20 protein-coding genes and 2 pseudogenes are annotated in these 21906 nt (G+C 45.5%); 12 read left to right on the top strand and 10 right to left on the bottom strand.

From position 1 onward, the window contains the following. Positions 1 to 2: 2 nt before the first annotated feature. From K7I13_RS06540 to K7I13_RS06525, 4 genes are read left to right on the top strand one after another with little or no spacing between them, the layout of a single operon-like run. Positions 3 to 1547 carry a Ppx/GppA phosphatase family protein gene (locus tag K7I13_RS06540; protein WP_255948898.1) on the top strand — a complete coding sequence of 515 codons (1545 nt, stop codon included), beginning with the start codon at positions 3 to 5 and terminating at the stop codon, positions 1545 to 1547. Between the two features lie 10 nt (positions 1548 to 1557). Next, the gene (locus K7I13_RS06535) at positions 1558 to 1938 is read left to right on the top strand and encodes a hypothetical protein (protein ID WP_255948896.1); all 381 of its coding nucleotides are present in this window, start codon (positions 1558 to 1560) and stop codon (positions 1936 to 1938) included. Continuing rightward, positions 1845 to 3065 carry a polyphosphate kinase gene (locus tag K7I13_RS06530; RefSeq protein WP_369413730.1) on the top strand — a complete coding sequence of 407 codons (1221 nt, stop codon included), beginning with the start codon at positions 1845 to 1847 and terminating at the stop codon, positions 3063 to 3065. The genes K7I13_RS06535 and K7I13_RS06530 overlap by 94 nt, the downstream gene beginning before the upstream one ends. After that, the gene (locus K7I13_RS06525) at positions 3062 to 3703 is read left to right on the top strand and encodes a polyphosphate kinase (protein WP_255948894.1); all 642 of its coding nucleotides are present in this window, start codon (positions 3062 to 3064) and stop codon (positions 3701 to 3703) included. The genes K7I13_RS06530 and K7I13_RS06525 overlap by 4 nt, the downstream gene beginning before the upstream one ends. 53 nt (positions 3704 to 3756) lie before the next feature. Here the strand turns inward: K7I13_RS06525 and K7I13_RS06520 are convergent, their stop codons facing one another. From K7I13_RS06520 to K7I13_RS06505, 4 genes are all read right to left on the bottom strand, one after another. Then, entirely contained in the window at positions 3757 to 4671 is a 915-nt protein-coding gene (locus K7I13_RS06520; protein ID WP_255948892.1) for a ParB/RepB/Spo0J family partition protein, read from the bottom strand. Continuing rightward, on the bottom strand, positions 4664 to 5419 hold the full coding sequence (locus K7I13_RS06515; protein ID WP_255948890.1) for a ParA family protein: 756 nt from the start codon (positions 5417 to 5419) through the stop codon (positions 4664 to 4666). The genes K7I13_RS06520 and K7I13_RS06515 overlap by 8 nt, the downstream gene beginning before the upstream one ends. 196 nt (positions 5420 to 5615) lie before the next feature. Then, entirely contained in the window at positions 5616 to 6320 is a 705-nt protein-coding gene (locus K7I13_RS06510) for a queuosine precursor transporter (protein WP_255948888.1), read from the bottom strand. A 108-nt stretch (positions 6321 to 6428) separates the two neighbouring features. Beyond that, complete coding sequence (locus tag K7I13_RS06505) at positions 6429 to 6872, bottom strand: Hsp20/alpha crystallin family protein (protein WP_255948886.1); 444 nt, start codon at positions 6870 to 6872, stop codon at positions 6429 to 6431. 473 nt (positions 6873 to 7345) lie between these two features. Between K7I13_RS06505 and K7I13_RS06500 the strand changes: the two genes are divergently transcribed. From K7I13_RS06500 to tkt, 4 genes are all read left to right on the top strand, one after another. Continuing rightward, entirely contained in the window at positions 7346 to 8827 is a 1482-nt protein-coding gene (locus K7I13_RS06500) for a hypothetical protein (protein ID WP_255948884.1), read from the top strand. Next, a complete protein-coding gene (locus K7I13_RS06495; RefSeq protein WP_255948882.1) occupies positions 8820 to 8990 on the top strand; it encodes a hypothetical protein in 171 nt (56 codons plus the stop codon). The genes K7I13_RS06500 and K7I13_RS06495 overlap by 8 nt, the downstream gene beginning before the upstream one ends. After that, entirely contained in the window at positions 8990 to 9286 is a 297-nt protein-coding gene (locus K7I13_RS06490; RefSeq protein WP_255948880.1) for a PTS sugar transporter subunit IIA, read from the top strand. The genes K7I13_RS06495 and K7I13_RS06490 overlap by 1 nt, the downstream gene beginning before the upstream one ends. Before the next feature lie 170 nt (positions 9287 to 9456). Then, entirely contained in the window at positions 9457 to 11442 is a 1986-nt protein-coding gene (gene tkt, locus K7I13_RS06485; RefSeq protein WP_255948878.1) for a transketolase, read from the top strand. 246 nt (positions 11443 to 11688) lie between these two features. On the opposite strand, the pseudogene lgt reads toward tkt, so the two are convergent. Beyond that, positions 11689 to 12686, bottom strand: a pseudogene (lgt, locus tag K7I13_RS06480) (prolipoprotein diacylglyceryl transferase). 209 nt (positions 12687 to 12895) lie between these two features. Here lgt and K7I13_RS06475 point away from each other — a divergent pair. From K7I13_RS06475 to K7I13_RS06465, 3 genes and pseudogenes are all read left to right on the top strand, one after another. Continuing rightward, the gene (locus K7I13_RS06475; protein WP_255948876.1) at positions 12896 to 13285 is read left to right on the top strand and encodes a hypothetical protein; all 390 of its coding nucleotides are present in this window, start codon (positions 12896 to 12898) and stop codon (positions 13283 to 13285) included. A gap of 128 nt (positions 13286 to 13413) precedes the next feature. Next, positions 13414 to 14523 (top strand): GGDEF domain-containing protein, encoded by a 1110-nt coding sequence (locus tag K7I13_RS06470; RefSeq protein WP_255948874.1) that lies wholly within the window; start codon positions 13414 to 13416, stop codon positions 14521 to 14523. A 387-nt stretch (positions 14524 to 14910) separates the two neighbouring features. Next, positions 14911 to 15905: pseudogene (locus tag K7I13_RS06465) on the top strand (radical SAM protein). A gap of 25 nt (positions 15906 to 15930) precedes the next feature. Here the strand turns inward: K7I13_RS06465 and K7I13_RS06460 are convergent. The 4 genes from K7I13_RS06460 to K7I13_RS06445 all read right to left on the bottom strand — a co-directional run bounded on the left by K7I13_RS06460 (position 15931) and on the right by K7I13_RS06445 (position 19619). Continuing rightward, entirely contained in the window at positions 15931 to 16635 is a 705-nt protein-coding gene (locus K7I13_RS06460; protein ID WP_255948873.1) for a hypothetical protein, read from the bottom strand. An 83-nt stretch (positions 16636 to 16718) separates the two neighbouring features. Continuing rightward, positions 16719 to 17705, bottom strand: coding sequence for a hypothetical protein (locus K7I13_RS06455; RefSeq protein ID WP_255948872.1), 987 nt, complete (start codon positions 17703 to 17705; stop codon positions 16719 to 16721). Next, positions 17698 to 18690: a hypothetical protein gene (locus K7I13_RS06450; protein ID WP_255948871.1), complete on the bottom strand. Its 993-nt coding sequence runs from the start codon at positions 18688 to 18690 to the stop codon at positions 17698 to 17700. The genes K7I13_RS06455 and K7I13_RS06450 overlap by 8 nt, the downstream gene beginning before the upstream one ends. A gap of 380 nt (positions 18691 to 19070) precedes the next feature. Beyond that, positions 19071 to 19619 carry an STAS domain-containing protein gene (locus K7I13_RS06445; protein WP_255948870.1) on the bottom strand — a complete coding sequence of 183 codons (549 nt, stop codon included), beginning with the start codon at positions 19617 to 19619 and terminating at the stop codon, positions 19071 to 19073. A 341-nt stretch (positions 19620 to 19960) separates the two neighbouring features. Between K7I13_RS06445 and K7I13_RS06440 the strand changes: the two genes are divergently transcribed. After that, positions 19961 to 20689 carry an RNA methyltransferase gene (locus K7I13_RS06440; RefSeq protein WP_255948869.1) on the top strand — a complete coding sequence of 243 codons (729 nt, stop codon included), beginning with the start codon at positions 19961 to 19963 and terminating at the stop codon, positions 20687 to 20689. Between the two features lie 59 nt (positions 20690 to 20748). Here the strand turns inward: K7I13_RS06440 and K7I13_RS06435 are convergent, their stop codons facing one another. Further along, positions 20749 to 21876, bottom strand: a complete 1128-nt coding sequence (locus K7I13_RS06435; protein ID WP_255948868.1) for a sigma-54-dependent transcriptional regulator — start codon at positions 21874 to 21876, stop codon at positions 20749 to 20751. Positions 21877 to 21906 lie beyond the last annotated feature (30 nt).

The raw sequence follows: 21906 nt of genomic DNA, 5'->3' as shown, positions 1-21906 counted from the left end.
ATATGAGTGATCAGAACAATCGCAGACTTGAAGCGGTAATCGAAATTGGCGCAACCGGTATACGTCTCCTGGTGGTTGAGGTAACCGGAGATGCGACCTGGCTGGTAATTGACCGCGCCGAACGCGCACTTCCCCTGGGCAGAGATGTCTTTACAACCGGGATTATTTCCCGGGAATCGCTGATGCAGTGTATCGCGATCCTTAACCGCTATAAGGAAATGCTGGCGGGCTGGGGCATGTCCTGTGAACAGGTTACTGTTGTTGCAACCAGCGCAATACGGGAAGCCAGGAACCGTGACTCCGTTGTTGACCGCGTCGCGGTAAAAACCGGTTTCCGTATAAAAGTTATAGACGGGATCGAAGAAAACCGGCTTATGTATCTGGTTGTTGACTATGCCCTCAGCGACGCTCCGATGAAATTGTCCAAAACAAATTCTATTATTATGGATGTCGGCGGCGGATCAACTGAAATAATGCTGCTGAAAAAAGGCAAGATGGTTGCGGCCCACAGCTTCCGCATGGGGACTGTTATTATTGAACAGCAAACCCGGGCGCTGATGGGTTCTGAAAAAGATATGAGGCGTTTTCTGTCCGATTATATCAGGACTACGGCCGAAAACCTGAACAAGGAACTCCGCTTTGATCTGGTGAACCAGCTTATTGCGATCGGCGGCGACGCCCGCCTCGCGGCGAAAACCGTGGGAACGAAGGGGAACGGTCCCTATGCTGAAATAACCCGTACGAATTTTTTCGCTTTTATAGAACAGCTCAGTTTGTTTTCCGTGGAAGAGCTGGTGCAGCGGTTTAAAATAAGCTATTCAGACGCGGAAAGCCTGGTCCCCGGCCTGCTTGCATACCAGTATTGTCTGGAACTGACTTCCGCAGATATTGTAGTTGTACCCTTTTTCTCCATCCGGGAAGGAGTAATAATTTCACAGCTGTCAGGATCGGATGACGCTGTCAGGGAAGAATTTTATGTGCTGATAGTGGATTCGGCCCTCAATCTTGCCCGGAAGTTTCTCTTTGATGAAGCCCATTCCCGGTATGTAACAAAACTTTCTCTGAAGCTGTTTGACAGTCTTGAAAGCGAGCTCGGGCTTGACCGGCATGCGCGGCTTTTGCTGGAAATAGCTTCTATTCTGCATGACGTGGGCAATTTTATACGGGCGAGTGACCATCATATTCACAGCCAGTATATTGTTTCCCATTCCGATATTTTCGGATTAAATAAAGATGATATGAATATCATTTCAAATGTTGTGCGGTATCACCGTTCCGAAATTCCCAGCCCTGACCATGCCGCTTATATGTCGCTTCCCAGAAACGAACGTACTATGGTACTGAAACTTGCGTCCCTGCTCCGTATCGCCGAAGCGCTTGATTGCGGACATTCCCAGCATATCAAGGATTTTGATATACAGCTGACAGGCGATACGGTTTTTTTACGTGCCGCCGGTACGCATGATGTGACTCTTGAAAGACTTTCTCTGGAAGAGAAGGGGGATTTATTTGAAAATGTTTTCGGATATAATGTGTCACTGAGCTAGAGGATTTGAAATGAAAAAAACTGAAAACAGATTTATCAACCGCGAATTATCCTGGGTAGAATTCAATGCCCGTGTTCTTGATGAAGTCGGACAGCCTGATGTGCCGCTTCTCGAACGCCTGAGATTCCTTTCTATTGTTTCATCAAATTTTGACGAATTTTTTATGGTCAGGGTAGCGGGCTTAAAAGCCCAATTTGTGAGAACCCCTGAAAAAAGGGATATAACCGGAATAACCCTGAAAGAACAGCTTGAACAGATAGCCAGGCGGGTCCATGAAATTCTCGACAAACAGTATGAATATCTGCTTGGGGATATTCTTCCCGGCCTCGATGCGGAGGGGTTTCCTATGTTAAGCCGTCTGATTATACGCCGGCGCAGCTCCAGTTTCTGAAAGCGTTTTTTATATCGAATGTTCTGCCTCTCCTCACGCCCCTCCGGACCGGGGAAAAAGATGTTTTTCCGAGTATTGGAAATCTCCGCCTGCATGCCGCCTTTCTGCTCAAAAAGGATGCTGAGGCCGCATCAGAATATCTGGAAAAATCGGGTATTGTTACTGATGAAACAAAAGAACTGCCCACGATTTCAATAGTCCAGATCCCTGCCAGCATTTCACGTATAGTATGGCTCCCCGATAATGGCGAGCGCAGGCTGTTTACCCTGCTCGATGATGTTGTACGAACTTTCGGGCAGTGCCTTTTTCCCGGTTTCAGCGTGGAGGAAACCCTGCTCTTCAAAGTGACCCGTGACGCCGATTCCGCTGTAGATGAAGACCGTGACGATGATTTTATCGAAGCGATCCAGGAAATTCTGTCTGCCAGGCTTTCTTCTTTTCCGGTGCGGATGATATGTACCGGAAACAGCCCCACTATTCTGTCTTATTTAAAAACAGGAATGGACCTGACTGAAGCTGAAATCTATCAGGTTCCCCCGCCCATAGATTTTTCTACACTGAACGAACTGGTCAACAGTGAAGGCCTTGACCGTTTACGGTATCCGGTCTGGGAGCATTATTGGCCCGTTGATTTTCCTTCCGACACGCCTCTGTGGGATACACTGGACTGTACCGATCTCCTGCTCCATGTTCCGTATCAGAAGTATGACCCGGTTATCCGCTTTATAAATGATGCGGCTGATGATCCCTCTGTATTGGCGATAAAAATAACATTATACCGCACAAGCGGGGATTCCCCGATAATCCGGACCCTTGAAAGGGCGGCCCGTTCCGGAAAGCATGTTACGGTTTTTGTGGAACTGAAAGCGCGGTTCGATGAGGAACGGAATATTTCCTGGGCATACCGTCTTGAAAAGGCAGGCGTTATAGTTGTATACGGAATTGCCAAAATCAAAGTCCATGCAAAACTCCTGCTTGTAGTACGCCGGAAGGCGGGAGGCATTTCCCGGTATGTATATTTATCGACCGGAAATTTTAATGACAAAACAGCCCGTCTTTATGTTGATATGTCCCTGTTTACTACAAATGAAGATATTACAAATGATGCGACGCTTTTTTCAATATGATATCCGGCTATTCCGCCATTCTGAACACCCGGCGTCTGGCTGTAGCCCCTCTTGATCTTAAACCCCGGCTCCTGGCCCTTATTGAACGGGAAATTGAACGGACAACCTCGGAAAATCCCGGACATATTATGGCAAAAATGAATTCTCTCGCTGATCCGGATATTATCGAAGCTTTGTACAAAGCCAGCCGGGCCGGTGTAATTATACAGCTGAATGTCCGCGGTATCTGTATGCTTGTTCCCGGAGTCCCCGGCATGAGTGAATATATCAGCGTAGTCAGCATTATTGACCGCTATCTGGAACATACCAGGATTTTCTGGTTTTCAAACGGCGGGTCCGATGAGTTATATCTTTCCAGCGCTGACTGGATGCCCCGGAATCTCGATCGACGGGTCGAACTCATGTTCCCCATTTTGCAGGAGAACATAAAAAAGAATATATGCGAAATTCTCCGTCTTTATTTTCAGGATAATACCAAGGCCCATTATCTTATGCCGGATGGCATATGGAAGCGCCGTACACCATCCAAAAATGAAAAGAAAATACGCTGCCAGGAAGTTTTGCATAATAAAGAAAAAAAACGCAAAGAGTTATATGAAAAAAATCCTGAACGTGAATTTATCATCCGCAGACTGTAAAGCTTTTTGAGTAGGTACAGGAATCAGGTTCTGACGTCCTGCAGACAGAAGTATTATTTTTTTCCGATGATTTCGTAAATTCTGTCGAGGTCATCTCTCGAGAAATATGCGATTTCGACAAAGCCATGATCAAGAGTCCCTTTAACGGAAACCTTTGTTCCCAGGGTGTCTATGAATTTCTGTTCAATATCCCTGATTTCCTGCGCTTTGCCCGGTTTGGCGGACGCAGATTCCGATTTTTTTCCTGACCGCGCGCCCTTGTTTAATTCTGCGGCCATCCGCTCTGTATCACGCACTGAAAGCCCGTTGTCGGTAATACGTCCGAATAAAACTCTCTGATCAGAAGGATTCAGAACTGAAAGAAGCGCGCGGGCATGTCCAGGAGTGATAACCCCTGACGAAAGGGCGGAAAGCATATCTTCCGGAAGTTTAAGCAGGCGGAGTGCGTTCGCGACTGTCGAGCGGTTTTTCCCGACGCGGGAAGCAACTTCCTCCTGATTAAGGTTCCCGAGAGTCATCAAGTCACGGTACGCCTGGGCTTCTTCAATCGGGTTTAAATCTTCACGCTGTATATTTTCAATAAGGGCAATTTCGAGTTTTCGTTCTTCTGAAAATCTGCGCCGGATAACAGGTACCTTTGTAAGCCCCGCTATACGCGCTGCCCGCGTCCTTCTCTCTCCAGCTATAATATAATATGATCCGCCGTCGCCCGTTTCTTCAACAATAATAGGCTGGATAATGCCGTGTTCGCGAATGGAATCGGCAAGCTCGGAAAGTGCCTCTTCATCAAATTCCCTTCGCGGCTGGTGCGGGTTCGGCTTCAGCTGCGATACTTCAACAAAAAACTCGGACGTCTGTTTGTTTGATGATTCGGATTTTTTAACATTTACGGTAACCGCTTCATCCTGCTCAATATCACTTCCAAGCAGGGCCTCGACACCTCGTCCCAAACCGCCTTTTTTAGCCACGTTCTATAACCTCTTTTGACAATTGTTCATAACTCCGGGCGCCTATGCAAAGATTATCATATTTGCAAATAGGCAAACCATGAGAAGGCGCTTCAGAAAGTCTGACATTGCGGGGAATGATTGTATTAAAAACGCGGTCCTTGAAATAAGCCTTTACCTGCCGCACCACATCCTGGGCAAGGCGGGTCCGGGAATCATACATAGTGAAAAATATTCCGCCTATATCAAGCGACTGGTTCAGCGTTTTCTGGACCCGCTTTACTGTCTGCAAAAGCAGTGTAAGTCCTTCAAGCGCAAAATATTCGCACTGCAGGGGAATAAGAACCTCGTCCGCGGCAACAAGACCATTCAGTGTAAGTATCCCGAGAGATGGCGGGCAATCAATCAGAATATAGTCATAAAAATCTCTTTTTGGAGCGAGTGCATTTTTCAGGAAAAATTCACGGTTTTTCTGATCAACCAGTTCTATAGCAGCCCCTGATAAATCAATTGAAGCAGGGATAACGTCAAGTCCGGGAATAATGGACTTTTGTATGACCTGATCCAGAGAAGCCTTGCCGGCGATCAGATCATAGACAGTGGGTTTTTGCCGGGCGAGACCGATTCCCGAAGTCATATTTGCCTGAGAGTCAAAATCAACCAAAAGGGTTTTTTTCCCGCTGAGAGCTATATAAGCCCCAATATTTATTGCGGAAGTTGTTTTGCCTACGCCGCCTTTTTGGTTTACAAAAACGAATACTTTCCCCATATATTATTAATTATACCTACTTATCAAGTTTTAGAAAAGACATTTCCTTAAATGATTCTATTACGGAAAATCCCGATACTGTATTTCACCATAAAAATACGGCTTTTCCCGTGTTTCCGGTAATTTATTTTTCACTCCATTAATATAGTAATAACAAAGCATATCCCTAATACATATCGGTATTTTTTGCGTGGAACTAAATCGGCGTGTATTTTACATTATAATCATACACATCTGTTTTTTCTTTCCGTTTTACAAAGCCTACTATCAAATATGTAAACGGCGTAAAAAGAACCTCAATTGCTGTCTTGAATATATAATTTGAAAAAGCCATAACAGCAAGGATTTTTACAGGATACATCCCCAGAAATGCAATGGCCACAAACAGAAAGCTGTCAAGAAATTCCCCGACAAGTGTTGATCCTATAGTCCTCATCCACAAGTGTTTGCCGCCGAGCATAACTTTCATCTTTGATAAAACAACCGAATTGGAAAACTCCCCGACAAAATATCCCGTAATACTCGCCAGAACAATGCGGGGCATTTGCATTAAAATATTCCGGTAATCATTTTGCAGCGTCCAGCCGGGTTCTGCGGGAAGCAAACCGATCAGCCAGATATTGAATGCCATCAGAATGAGCATAAAAAAACCGGTCCATATAACCTTCCGGGAGGCCCTGTATCCGTATACTTCCGTGAGGACATCTCCAAAGATATAGGAAAGCGGAAAAATAAGCGTTCCTCCGTCAAAAACAAAGGGTCCCAGCTGTATCATTTTGGATGCAAGAATATTCGAAAGAATCAGTACCCCGACAAAAATGCCTGTAATAACGGGAAGAAAACGGGTTCCGCTCTGTTCCGGGGCCTGTACAGTGTTCTGTTTAACTTCGGATGAATCCATAGTATAAGGAGTGTACTATTTTATGCCCTTCCCTGCAAGTTATACCGCCTTTCATGGTAAAAAAAGGGCGGCAGAAAAATCTGCCGCCCTTTGCCCCGGAAAAGAAAACTATGTTGCCTTAACCTCAATTGCCCGGGGCCTTGTTTCCGGTTTGCGCGGAATGTTCACAGTGAGCACTCCGTTTTTGAATTTTGCCTCAACAGATTCAGCGTCAATATCTGCCGGTAACGTAAATCTGCGGGCAAAACTTGCGGTATGGCGTTCCCTGACCAGGTATTCAACGCCATCTTCTTTTTTCTTATCTTCCCCTGATTCATTCTTTGATGACTGAATTGTCAGAATTCTGTCCTTCAGGTGAACTTCAATATCTTTCTCGGCAAATCCGGGAAGATCCATATCCAGTATATATGCGTTTTCCGTTTCACGCACATCGACACGCGGGACTGTAAATGTATTAGGAGAAACAGGAGCAAATAAGCTCATTCCCTTGTCGAGTGCATCGAAGACATCCGACGAAAATACCGGATTAAAAAGACTCAGTGTGTTGTTCATAAGTTCCCTCCACAATTTTTGTTTTATTCGAGGCGAGGGTTTAATCCCCCGCTGCGCTGCTGCGTTTTTTATAAGTTCCATGGTATTAAACCCGAGTCCAATTCCACGGGAGAGAAAAATATTCCGCCGCTTCGCGGAGGAATATTTTATATCTATTTGACATTTTTCTGATTCATGTGAATCAGATTCAGTCTTATTTATTATAGAGCAAAATTTGTGCCAACTTTTACAACGCTTTGAGGTGTTTTCTAAATCATTATATTGCAATGATTTAAATAATATGGCGTACAGGATATTTTGAAAAAAGAATATTTGAAGATTTCTTTTTTGTTCCAAAATGGCTGCTTGTATCAAAATAGCCTTGTTTGTTGTGTCATTTTGATACAAATGTAAGAACCAATGCACTGTATTATGCGCTGTATCCTGTATATAACTGCTGATTCCTTTTAAAAAAGGTGATATAGTTATGATACATGAAAGATTTTTCCGAAAAAAAACTCATGTATTTTCTCGAAACCCGGTTAACGCCGTTTACGCTCAGGGATCTGTCTTCCTTTCTTCATTTATCCCAGACGGATCTCATGCATGAAGAGTTATCGGAATTCCTGCTGTATAACCAGCTGGCCTATATAAGGCCCGATTGTGAGGAAAAAGATGCCCTGTGGATCACGCGGGCGGGGTTATTCACGGGGAAAACGCTTATAATAACACCTTCACGGTCCGAGATTGCCGCAGGAATCCTGATTCCGGGATCACGTTTTGTCCCATTTTCCAATCCCGGAAAGCTTCCCCAGGAATATCTGTTTGAATTCGAAGGGAAAAGGCTTTCTTTCATTCTGACCGGCGCCACCGCACCGGAAGTTTATCCCCTCTATCAGTTATTCGGTGAAGAATATACTTCACAGTATCTTGCCCTTGATAATGAAGAAAATATGCATATCTTTTCCGAATTTGATTATGATGCGCCTCCGTCTTTTCAGATAAATGCCATTGATATGAAAAAAATATACTGGCGTTCGGGATTTAAACCGGGCGACAGTATTCAGGCAAAGGTCCTTGACTGGCGGAACTGCCTCTTTTCACTTTCCGTTCTGCCGGATAATCCTTCGAGAGAAACAGCCCGAAAAAAATGGCAGTACGATTTTGAAAACAGTTTGCTGGATGCCTTTACGCTGGCGGGTCCGTCCGGAACTATTGATGAACAGCTTGCTTTTGCCTATTTTCTCGGGCAGGATACTTTATTCACTGAAAATGCGCTTCCCGTGCAGGAATTTCTGCAAAAAACAGAAAAGGCCGCATTAGCCCCCTTTGGCGTCGAAACGCGGCTCTGGTTTGCGGATACGGAAATCCCTTCGCAGAAAAGCTGGAATATGGCCATTGTTTCTTCCCGGCCGACCCTGCTGGATAATGTTTTTGCGCAGCTCGGACTGCCCCTCTCTGAAATCCTGGCAGATATTTATATTTATGATGCGCTTTTCTTAAAAGAAGATGACACGGAACAGCTCATGAACAGATTGATTCCCGTTCAAAATCATGTCAGTATACTCCATGTCTCTTATATTGAACGGACCATTACGCACCGTTTCAAAAAACTCGAAGCCGGATATAACTGGTTCGCGGACAGGGAGACTGGTGCGCTGCGCAACAGGTTTATTACCCTGCACTCGGCTCTGACAGGTTTTATCCTGGAGCTTGCGGAAAATGATATTCTTCCGGGCCAGATACCGGATCAGGGAGCAATAATCCTGGGGCAGATTCTGTCCCATGCTGTTTCCGCGCTGGAAACGCTGGGTTTTTCTTCCAGGAATACGGAAGAGGATATGGATTCTTTATGGTTATCAATAGAGGGTATGGAAGAAAGTTTTTTTGAAACAAAAACAGCAATCCGGAACATTTGCCCCGAATTGCAGAAAAAGAAATTCACGCTTACAAAAAAGGAATTTATTGATGAATAAATCTGACAAGATTATCGGGATGCTTATTGCAGGAGGCGTATATCCCGATATACCGGGAAAAAATATGCGGGACGTTTTTCAGGCTGCTGCCGACATAATAAACCTGCCCCGGGCATTGACAGACAGGAGTTTTTTACCGGATTATATGAGAGAGAAGAATTAATGACTACGTCGGTCGGTTTCGGTATTGCCCTGCCGCACCCGCGGGTTCCGCTTATTTCCGGTGAAAAGGATGAACGTATTTTTGTCTGTTATCTGGAAAATGAGATCGATTTTAATGCTATGGATGGGGTGCCGGTAAATAATCTTTTTATAATACTTTCAGATGGTTCCAAAAATCATTTAAATGTGTTATCTAATCTTTCATACCTGTTTCAGCAGGACCAATTTCGTGAAATTCTGGCATTAAAGCCCGGTATTAAAGAGCTGACTGCGGCAGTTAAACAGTATTTACAATAAAATGCCTCGCCGCGGAGCAGCGAGGTATTTCGTTCTCCCGAGGAATTGGTCGCAGGTGTTAATACCATGGAACCTATAAAAACTAAAATTTGTATGGGTGTTTTATAAAAAAACGCCGCCGAGCAGCGAGGTGTCAAACCCTCGCCACGAATAAAAAACAGGAGACACTAATGAACACACTTGATGCAGTAGCTCTGTCTATCAGAAGCCTGTCAATGGATGCAATTGAAAAGGCAAAGTCAGGGCATCCGGGGCTTCCTCTCGGCGCTGCGGAGCTTGCTGCAATTCTGTACGGAAAAATCCTCAAGCATAATCCTGCGGACCCGGCCTGGGCCGACCGCGACCGCTTTGTATTGTCTGCCGGACACGGCTCTATGTTTTTATATTCTATTCTTCATATTTCCGGTTATGATCTTTCCCTTGATGATATCAGGGAATTCCGCCAGATAGGTTCAAAATGCCCGGGACACCCTGAATATGATATGACGGACGGCGTCGAAATGACCACAGGTCCGCTTGGCCAGGGAGTTTCATCAGCTGTCGGAATGGCAATCGCTGAGACCATGCTTGCCGCAAAATATAATACTCCGGAACATACAATTGTAGATCATTATACCTATGCCCTGGTCGGCGAGGGCTGTCTAATGGAAGGTGTAACATCAGAATCGGCAAGCCTTGCCGGTCATTATCAGCTGGATAAGCTGATTGTGTTTTATGATGAAAACCGCGTTTGTATCGATGGTCCGACCGATATGACCTTTACCGAAGATATTGCCAAAAGATATGAGGCCTACGGCTGGCAGGTATATCAGGGCAGCATGTATAATTATGATGAAATTGAAGATATGGTAAACCGCGCAAAAAAAGGCCGCGGTCCCTCGCTCATTATGCTGAAATCAATGATAGGGAAGGGTGCCGAATGCGTGGTCGGTTCTTCAAAAGCCCACGGCGCGCCTATCGGCGAAAAGGGCATTGCCGCGGCAAAGGAACATCTTGGCCTGGATCCGGAAACCTTTTTTTATGTTGATCCCAAGGCGTATGCCTTTTTCGAAGAAAGAAAAGAAGACTTTGCGGCCGCGCAGGCAAAATGGGAGGCGGCTTTTCAGGCGTGGTCAAAAGCCAACCCGGAAAAGAGAGCTCAGTGGGACGAGGACTTTATGAACGGCGGTATCGATCCGGAGAAAATCCCGGCTGTAAAGCTTCCCGAATATAAGGAACCGGATGTTCTTGCGACCAGAACAGCTTCGGGCGCCGCGCTGAATGAATATGCGAAGATGTTTCCCAATATTGTAGGCGGATCAGCCGACCTTTCAGCTCCGAACGCGGTCACCATCGACGGCGCGGGAGTATATGGAAAGGACTGCAGGGACGGACGGTATTTCCATTTCGGAATCAGGGAAATGGCAATGGCCGCCGCCGCGAACGGAATCCAGCTGCACGGCGGGTTCCGGGCGTACTGCGCAACCTTTCTGATTTTTGCCGATTACCTGCGCCCCGCCCTCAGGCTTTCCGCCCTCATGAAACAGCCGGTAATCTATGTTTTTTCACATGACTCAATCTACGTCGGCGAGGACGGCCCGACGCACCAGCCGGTGGAAACCCTGGCTTCTCTGCGCATTATTCCGAATGTAATGGTCCTCCGTCCCGGTGACGCGGAAGAAGCTCCTTACGCATGGAAGATCGCGCTTACGCAGACTGATAAACCCGTATGTATTATACTTACCCGCCAGCCGGTTCCGGTATTCCCGAAAGCGGACCCTGACTGGCGGCATACCATTGAGTGCGGGGCTTACATCGCCCTTGAAGGCGGACACGAACCCGAAATCACTATACTGGCAACCGGATCGGAAGTTTCAATGGCAATCAATGCCGCAAAACTGGTCCCTGAAAAAAAGGTCCGCGTTATTTCTGTTATGTGCAAGGAATTGTTTGAATCGCAGCCTGAAATTATCCGTAACAGTATCATTGGCGGAAAAAAAGGATCTGTCCGGATTGTAACTGCTGAAGCCGGAGTTAAAACAGGCTGGGAAGGCTGGACAGCCTCCCGTGAGGATATTTTCTCGATAGACCGGTTTGGAGAATCGGGTCCGGCAGGCAAACTCGGCGCGCATTTCGGCTTTACCGCCGAAAAACTGGCCGAACTCCTGAGAAAGTAAAATACCCCGCCGCTGGGCAGCGGAGTATTTTTCTCTCCCGTGGACTTGGTCTCGGGTTTAATACCATGGAACTTACAAAAACGAACGTTTTTATAAGTTGTTATAAAAACCGCCGCAGAGCAGTCAGCTCGAAGAGCTGCAGCCCTTCAGTCTGGGGTATTCGCAGGCCGCGGAAGCGGCCGTTAAATCAGTACCTTACAGAACCAGCCGCAGGCTGATTAAACCCTCGCCTCGAATAATACCTGCTTACGCTTTTTCCTTTCTTCCGGCTTTTCCTTTTCTGTTAAGGATCATCCGGATGATCAGGAAGGCTGCCCCTCCAAGAATCATCAAAAGACACAAAATCTGCCCGGTAGATAGATTCAGGAGGGATTCATTCAGATACAGCGGAGCCGGATTTCCGTCCGCTGTAATTCTGTATCCGAGATGCTCATCAGGCTCACGGAAATATTCAATAACAAAACGGACCAGCCCATAGCCGATGGTATACACCGCGATAAGAAAACCGTTAAACGGACGTCTTTTTCTGAAAATAAACCAGATCACCGCCCATAGCACAATTCCTTCAAAAAATGCCTCATACAGCTGACTCGGATGCCGCGGCAGGTTCACCATCTGCGCGCCGGCGGGAATACTCATCCCCAGTTTTTCGGCGGTCACCCGGACCCATTCTTCGGAAAGGGGCAGCGGTCTGGCTCCCGGAAATATCATGCCCAGCGGACTGGTTGTTACCCGGCCGTACAGTTCTCCGTTAAAAAAATTTCCAAGGCGTCCGAAGGTATATCCGAGCGGAATGGATGCGGCTATCGTGTCTCCCCAGGCAAGAAAGGACCGTTTATGGCGAATACACCATAACAGAACCCCGGCAACTCCCCTATAAAGCCCCCATGATAGGACATGCCCTGGAGTCCGGTCCAGGTACAGCCCTCGCTGAATGGCCAGAAAATAAGCCAGGGTTTATGCAGATATATATCTGACTGTTCATATACAAGAACCGAAAAAACTCTCGCCCCTATAAGAAGGCCAAGGATTCCCCAGGTAAAAAAGCTGATAACATCTTCCCCGGTAATTTCTTTTCCGGTTCCTTCAGCTTTTTGCAGTTCTCCCTTTTTTACCTGATACCTGAACAAAAGATAAGCGGTGGCAAAAGCAAATACATACATGAGTCCGTACCAGCGGAGCAGGGGGAAATTCGGGATAATTTCCGGCCTGATCCATGACGGATACTGAATATATAAAAACATGGGAAACTCCTTGCGTCATTTCATGATCTTTCGTATTGAAAAATATAGCATGTTTTTACCGGTAATGCACAGTTCCCGCTACGGAAATCCCTCAAAAAATACCCCGCCGCAAATAAACATAAAATTCCGGGAATCAGCTTTCTCCGGCTTTATTCCGGGAAAAAGAATATGGTAGTATATTTCTATCAAATGAAAAAGGATGTTGAGAAATGATACCCCTTGATAAATTTCACTCGGATGCAAATAAAATCTGCAAACATATGTCCCCGGCAGGCGGTTCAGGAAACGGAGCCGCGCAGGAATTGGCCAGGCTTTTTTTGTCTTATACGAAGCAGTACGGCAACATTGGATACGATCTGATAACGTACTGGAACGGAAAATATGACCGGGGTCTTGCCGACCCCCAAACAGCGGCCGCGGCCATTGACTGGCTTACAAATGCCCTTGCTCTCCTGTCCGGGGAATTTACAAAAGAAATGGATTTTCCGGATGCTGACTGGATGGAAATAAGGGATTGTATTACCGCTGAGGCGGATAATCTTGACATTGATCTCCTGACATCTATTATGAGTGTTTTTGTTGAACGGGGAAAAACATAAGATTCCCTGCAGCTCCAAAACAGTACATCAGACCCCTTTTCCTGTAAAAAACTAATTTACATAACTTTACTATTTTGCCGATAAAAAATACTGACAGCAAAAAAAAGGCTGGTATAATAATTATAACTATGGATGTTCCGTCAAGTATCCTAAATCAATTTCTCCACCTTGAGCAGTCAGGAAAACTGGACGCTCTTGATTCTCTCCGGAAAGAAAACCGGGAGCTTGAACGGATAATTAATGATGCTGCGCTCCTTATAGCCTTTACGGACGTCAATTCCATGCTTGATTTTATGATAGCATGCATGCTTGACCACTTTATCCCTCAATTTATGGGTTTTCTTGTTCACCCTCCGCGGGGAAAGAACCTCAGACAGTTTTTTTACAGAAACCTGAAGCAGACTAATTATGACCTCCCTGTTTCCTACTATGAAATCCTGAAAAACTATTTTACCAGGAACCCGGGAAAAACCTCCTTTAAAGATTTGCTGAAGGATATCGGTCCCGATATGTTCGGTAAGGAATTTCTCGAACTCGAACCTGAAATGATTTTTCCCATGACAGGAATAGGCGGCATTTACGGCATAGTGATATTGGGAAAAAAACTGGTGGGAAACGAATATACTGAACTCGAGCATAAATACATAGACAGAATGATCCGCTTTCTGTCGGTCAGTATCCAGAACGGGCTTCATTATGAAAGTTCAATAACGGACCCGAAAACAGGATTATTCACCCATGATTATTTCAGCAGCCGTCTTGATGAGGCGACTGCCCACATAAAACGGCACAAAAACCAGTCAGGTGTTTTAATGATTGATATTGATCATTTCAAAAACTTCAATGATACCTGGGGACATGTAGTCGGCGACAAAATACTGATTGAACTTTCAAAGGTACTGATGAATTCGATCCGCGCCGAGGATTGCGCCGCCCGTTTCGGCGGAGAGGAATTCGCCGTATATGTGGAAAGCTGCAATCCGGAAACCCTGGTACTGGTTGCCGAACGTATACGCAAGGCCATTAATAATATCCGCCTTCCGGTGGAAGACCAGTATCTTTCCGTAACAGTCAGTATAGGGGCCAGGCTTATCGAACCCCGCGCGGATATCACTACGCTCAGCGTTATTACCGAGGCGGACAAGGCCCTGTATAAATCAAAGGCGGAAGGAAGAAACAGGACCACTCTGTTTCTATCCGATGAAGAAGAAAAGAACTGCGACAGTGGCCGGGAATAATACCGCTGTTTTTCAGACCTGATTCACAGCCGGATGAAAAAAATCATTTTTTTCATTTTTTCCTTGACTGTTCCATATATCAACCGTATTATTTAAGCAAGGTGGTTATTGTAGAAAACGGTTAAACTTCATATGGAGAAGATTTAAGTCTTTACAATATTTTGTGTACGGAGGCTGCTTATGGAAAATCCGCCTGAAAGTTTACGCCGGAGAAAAACCGGCATCAGATCTGTCAAAATCAATCCGCGGTAAATTGCGGAAATACATATGTAGTTCCGGTGTTTGTCCTGTTTATCTGTAGATATAATTGGGCGGGTTCGGATCTTTATAAGCCGGTTTTAGACCGGCTTTTGTTTTTTTAAATACACTGATATACTTTGCTTTATAATGATCGCTGAGTACAATTCCTGTCTTATCTGTCCGAGAAAATGCGGAGTAAACCGCAATAAGGGTGAAACCGGTTTTTGCGGAGAAACGTCCAGCCTGAGAATTTCCTGGGCAGGTCTCCATTTCGGGGAAGAACCCCCATAACAGGGGTCGGCGGTTCCGGGACTATCTTTATAACCGGCTGCAATCTGAAATGCCGTTTTTGCCAGAATTTTCAGATTTCAAGGGAAGGAATGGGGCGGCCGGTTTCCGTCAGGGAATTTTCGGAAATCTGCCTGATGCTTCAGGACGCGGGCGCGGAAAATATCAATATTGTTACAGGGAGCCACGCGGTTCCGGCAATTGCCGAGGGTTTGCGTGCCGCCGGATCGGGCTTGCGGATTCCTGTATTATGGAATTCTTCAGGGTATGAAAGTCCGGAAACCCTTGCCATGCTGGATGGACTTGTTTCAGTCTGGCTCCCTGATTTGAAAACGCTGAACGCTCAGATATCCGCGGAACTTTTCCTCGCCGGGGATTATCCCGAAGCCGCCAAAAACGCCATTCTCTATATGGCGGATCATTCCGGACTGCGGTTCAGCTCCGGTTCCTCCGGTGAGGAGGGAAGCGCCATTTGTTCGGGCGTCATTGTCCGCCATCTTGCCCTGCCCGGGCGGCTGGATGATACCGGACAGGTTCTCGAATGGTTTGCCGGGCACCTGGAAGGAAGGGCTCTGCTTTCATTGATGACGCAGTATACGCCGGTTGCGGCGTATACCGGTGAAAAGGGACCTGATGTGTATCCCGAGCGGTTTCTCAATATTTCAGAAGATGAACGTTTGCGTGAGATTCTTTCCGAGCTTGAAATTGAGACCGGATTTTATCAGGAACTGATCGAAGACTCAGACTGGCTCCCCGATTTCAATAATATCCAGCCCTTTTCCTCAAATCTGGCAAAGCCGCTCTGGCACTGGTCCGCAGGAAATTCTGTCTGTCCTGAACCGGAAGGGCCCTGAAAAGGCTTGGATTTTTCAGATCCGGTCAGTCGCCCCGCTGAAAGAAGAAGTATATGGATACCGCAAGGAATAGCAGGGCATAACACACAAGCGATAGAACCAGCGCATAGTCCGGCACAAGCGATGAAACAATAACTATCAGCATTCTGTTTACATACCGGGCTGCTTCAATAACCCAGAAAGATATAAGCGGAAAGATAGGGAGGCAGAACACCCAGCCTGCCTTGAAAGGAATATTCTTGCTGAACCGGTATTTCCAGCCGGTAACAAGGGCAAAGATTGAAATTACCAGAATAAGAAAGGGATCCGACAGGCGCCTGATAATTTCCTGTAAATATACTCCCCCGGAGTAACTGTAAGTTTCCGCCTTGTCAAAAAAACGGAAAAGTGAAAGAAGGTTCATGGATTCAGGCCCCTTGTTGGAGGCAACCAGCAGGCTGAAATCCTCATACGCCATATCAAGAAGCAGAATGTTTTTTTCCAGTTCAGGAATTTTTCCGTAAATAACCTGGGGGACGCTGTCTTTTCCGGGGCTGTTCCTGTCAACCGCTCTCATCATTATTTCCGGTCTGGTGTACCCGCCGGAAAGGAAGGGGAACATTTTTGCATAGGGAACAAGTATCTGATACTGCAGGGTGTCCGTATTGTCAAAGCGGGCAAATTCAAATCCTCTGAAATATGCGACATCCTGGCCGCCGCTTTTTTTCCATGAAATTCCCCGGATATACACTGTGTCACGTTCGCCGCCTGCCCGGTTTATTACAAAAAAAAGGTCCCTGACCGTTTCAAAAAGCTGCAGATTTTCAGTTTCATCTATGAAAAAAATGTTTCCTGCAATCCCCGTTTTGCAATGTCAAGAAACCGTACGATATCAGGATCAAATTTCAGGTCGCCGGTCCGGTTATATTTTTCGTCCAAATCATTAAAAAGATAATAGGCTTTCAGATAGTCGCCGGCCTGCAGGGCGTCATAACCGCGTTTTTTTTCCGCAAATAATTCTTCATCCTGCCGTGAAGTAAGCATATCGGTTCCAAGCGTAATCTGGTTCCAGGCATTTGCCGCTATCCGCAATGCCGTATCGCGGATCGGGTCCGAGGGTTTTGCGAGCTGCCAGGCCAGCATGGCAAAATAATGAGCGTTAAAGAAATCGTAATCCTCCTCTGCCTCAATTGCCTTATCCAGCGCATCCATGACTGTAAGTCCGGGAACTGAAGGTACAATCCGCGTTTCTTCTTCGGGCGCAGGTTCTTGTTCCTGAGAGGATTCTGCCATCCTGTACTTGCTCAGTTCCGCTAATTCCGCCGCTTCCGCGCTTTTCGGCCAGATACGCTGGGCCGCATAGGCATTAAAACCAGCTTCATACAAAGCGCCTGAAACAAGAGAGGTCCGGGCTATTTCAATATAATCATAATAGTCTTCCGTGTTTGCGCGGGCCGTAGTCTGGGCTTCCTTGGCAAAGGGAACAAAACCTTCATTGAGAATAACATATAAGCCGATACAGCACAGACAGATAATAAAGGCGCCCTGCAGATAGGAAAGAAGAATTGCCGACCAGCGGCCGACCTGCGTAAATGCCGTTTTGCTGAAAGCAAAGGCATATCCGACAAGAATACCGCTTATCTGCAGAGCGGGCAGCAGCGAAACAAAAAGAATAAAAGCTTCGCGCATCCGGTACTGAAAAACAAAGGGCGGGATGAGGTCAGCGGAAAGAGGAGAAACAAATACATATATAACAGAGACAATAAACCCTGCGAGAAAGTGCAGCAAAATTACCGGTATAATCCGTTTCAGCTCAGACACGGTTTTCCCCTTTTGTCCTGAGTTTTCTTTTCAGCCAGATAAAAAGTTCGCAGAAAAAAAGAATCACTGAAATCAGAATATAACAGCAGGATGAAATGATCCCGGCGTCCGCAGGAACCGGCAGAACACCCGCTATAAGATTGAAAAAGGGTCCTCCGGAAATATATGGGTATATAAAGAAGAGCAGCAAAAAGGCCGTAATCAGGAGCAGCACATTCAGCATGCGCCAGTCTGTCAGATAACAAAATCCCCACAGTGCGCCGAAGGCAAGAAAAAAGCTTCCGGCAAGAAAAATATAACGCAAATAACTTTCCGCAAGAGCAGACCGGAATGATTCCAGCAGATTTTCCATGTTCCCCAAAAAAGACGCAATAAAGGCAGGCTGTCTGAGATATGAAACAATATGAGGATCCCTGCCTCCGATTCCGGGAAGCTCCAGGCCGTCCGGCATCCGGGCCGTCTTTGTTATGGCGTTATAGGAAGCCTCGCTGTAAATGGAAAGATGCGGAGAGGCAAACCGCGTTCTTGTATCAGCAATGATAACAGGAGAAATCCGTTCCCCGTCCTCCGAAGTGTGGTACCATACCGCCCTGTAATAGTTGTTAATAGCCCGGATATGTCCTGATGAAAAGGCCTGATTTGATACTGACTCTGTTTTTTCTCTTGCCCTTGCCAGCGCCGGTGAGTAGGCATTATAAAGCCTGTATCCTACCGGCAGAATAATTGCAACTGACAGTGCAAATAATAAAACAGTTATTGAAACGGAAATAATCCGTATGGTTTTGTGACGCATTAAAAACAAAAAAACTACCAGAAATGACAGCATGAGTGAAACAGGAAGTAAATACAGCCCTGTTCCCAGCAATTCTATTAAAAAAAAGCTGAAATTTCCCGAGGCCAGTGCGATGAGTGAATCATAATTCGTAAGTAACAGGCAAAACGGTAAAACAAAAAACCACACCACGAGATTCACTAAAAATGTCAATGGCACCATCAGGGTATTTTTCATGATTAGTATAAGATTATCACAGCCTGCTTTGGATTACAAGAATATTTCTCCGGTCAAAAAGTAAACAAGTTATCCACAGGTTTTCCTGTATACTTTTTTGAACGTATCACATTTCTTTACCAGATAAGAACTTCCGAAAATAAGGGAAAAAACTGTATACTTTTTTCTAACTATTTAAATCGTTATAATATATAGATTTAGAAAAACACACGTTTTTTGATTAAAAAGACTTATTTTTTTCATATGATTTTTTTACGGGAAATAAGAAAAAATCCCATTTTGGCCAAGTTATCCACAGGATATGCACAAGAGCTGAAGCCATACTGTATACTTTTATGTATGGTAAAATAACATATTTATCCTAAACTAATCAGGCCCTTTGTGTCAATAGAAATTACGGCTTCGCATTCAGAACATCTGAATTTTCCCGACTGTGTGGATTTGATTTTTCGCGAGCAGGAAGGACAGTAGAAAAATTTCGGGAAGATATCTTCATCACTCCCGCCTGTTTCCAAAAAGTAATCAAGGGCCTCATTCATAGACTGTTTTGTATTAAAAAACTGGGAAAACCCCAAAAGCTGGAATACTTCATAGGTCTTGGGCTGAATTTCAAGTAAAACTATGTCGCCGCCGTCAGGACGGACTGTTTTCAGGAATGTTGTAAAAGAGCCTATCCCGGTGGAAGAAATATAATTAAGGTCTGAACAATTAAAAATCAGGCGGACAAAGCCTGAGTCAATCAACTTGGTGATACGCGCCTGGAAAAAAGCGGAATTATACGTATCAATATATCCTGCCAGAAAAATCAGTGCGCATCCGGGTAAAGTGTCAACTTTTTCCAAACGAATCTTCAAGCTTGTATCTTCTTCATCGTCAAAACCAGGAACAATTTCATTATTTGTCATATATCCACCGCCCTGCTCATTGGAAATTCTCCAAGTATAAGGTGTTTTTACCCCCATGAATTCCAAAATACCTCTGTGTATTATAAACCCCATATATATAACTTGTCAAAATTTATTTATCGTTCTGCCTGATCGTAATTCTTTCCCGGTTCTGTCCGCATTATTTAATAAGACTCATTTATTCCGCAGTAATATACTCCTTTACGTTACATTTCTGATATAAAGAATCAGCTGATTCTTTATATCAGAAACACTTACAATCGGAGATAGTCAAATGCTTTGAGATTGTTTGACTATAGCGCTCTATTGACATAATAGCCGGCTTCCGTGAAAATCTTCCCGTGGAAGCCTTACCCTGCGCAATAGTTTTATCCCGCCCTGAGGAAAGCCGGAATATCGGTTCGGTCTGCCGGGCTATGATGAATATGGACTGTTATGACCTGCGGATTGTGGGAAACAGGGATGATTATTCCGAAAATCAGATAAAGACGCTGGCTCTTCACGCCTTTCCGCTATGGGAATCCGCAGTTTTTTTTGAACCTTCAGTAAAAGGTCTCCGGGAGGCTGTTGCGGACTGTTCCATCGCGGCCGGAACGACCAGACGCATGGGGCAAAAAAGGAAGTCCTGGGGAATGACCCCTGAACAGTTCGCCCGGACAGTCAGGGAAAACAGCTTTTCAAAGGCGGCCATTGTCTTTGGAAATGAGAGAACAGGGTTAACTGACGAAGAACTCGACTGCTGTTCCGTTGCCCTTAATATCCCTTCCTCAAAAAAATTCGGGTCCCTCAATCTTTCCCATGCGGTACAGATTATCACTTATACCCTGTTTTGCATTCTGGACGAACGAAAACGGGGATATGAACCCATTTCACTTTCCCGGGTTCAAACAATGACCGATTCAGTCTGCGGATATATTGACAGGCTCGGGCTGTATAAAAAAGCGGGGGGTGAAGAAAACCGGAATTTCCTTGAATCCGTATTTGCCCGGACCGCCCTGTCCGAGCGCGAGGCCCAGCGTCTGGAAAAACTCTTCAAGAGGATGGCTTTTATCCGCAGAGACGGGGAATAAGCTGTTCCCGCAAAAACGTTTGTCCGGGACTTGATTTGCATGGAATGTCCTGAATGTATTCAAAACTGGATTTTATCGGGATAAATTATATTGTCTTGTGAAAGACAGGCCGCGCGGGTAAGACAATTAAAAAGCTGCCGGACATTTCCGGGCCATTTATATGCCTGTAATTTATCAAGCGCAGCGCTTGAAAGTTTTTTGCTGTATTTTTTCAGGCAAAAGGCGGATAATTCCGGAATATCTTCCAGGTGAGTCCGCAATGGCGGTACCTGGATACGCAAAACATCGAGCCGGTAGAACAAATCTTCCCGGAATAAGCCTGATTTTACCGCCTGGGTCATGTTTCTGTTTGTTGCGCAAATAAGGCGGAAACTGACTTTTCGTTTTTTTGCCTCGCCCAGCCGGGTCACCTGTTTTTCTTCAAGGACCCGTAAAAACTTCGGCTGCAAAAATATCGGAAGTTCCGCAATTTCATCAAGAAAGAGGGTCCCTCCGTCTGCATGCTCAAAAAGCCCCTGTTTATTCTGGGCGTCAGTAAAGCTGCCTCTTGCGGTCCCGAAAAGAAGGCTTTCAGCAAGGGTATCAGGGATACAGCTCACATTGGACGCCATATACTGCCCTTCTGAAACAGGGGAGTATGTATGAACCATTTTTGCCACAAGTTCTTTTCCTGAACCGGTTTCCCCATAAATAAGAACAGGTTCATTTCGGTCACGTATCTGAAGAATATCCCTGCGGACTCTTTCCATTACCCCGCTGCTTCCGAGAATATTCTGAAATAAGATTTCTTCCGTACTGTCCGGATTTTTTCCCGGATGATCATTATTTTTTGCCGCGGTAAAATACTGTTCCAGTTTTTCCGCAATGTTCGCAAAGGTGTAGGGGATATGAAAGTATCCGCTGGCACCGAGCCGATAGCTCAGGGTTATAAAACAATAGGCATATTCTCTGGATAAGATAAAAACAGGCGGACAGTTTTCAATGGATGTTATTTTTGAAAGAAGATCAGGCGCATATCCGCCTGTTAACCCTATATCAAATAATACACAGTCATAAAATTCTGATTCTATGCGCTCCGGGGCGTCAAATATATTTGCCGCAGCGGTTATATCCCATACTTCGCGGGATTCATATACAAGACGCCGGATATCATTTAAGTTTGAAGTAACAAAAATAACTTTTCGCACAGGCGATCCTTTCCGGACGTGTCTTATAAG

It is taken from the genome of Brucepastera parasyntrophica, from assembly GCF_022376835.1.
GTDB classification, from domain to species: Bacteria; Spirochaetota; Spirochaetia; order Treponematales; family Treponemataceae; genus Brucepastera; species Brucepastera parasyntrophica.
The sequence above is the reverse complement of the archived record's forward strand: the minus strand, read 5'-3'. Positions and strand labels throughout refer to the sequence as shown.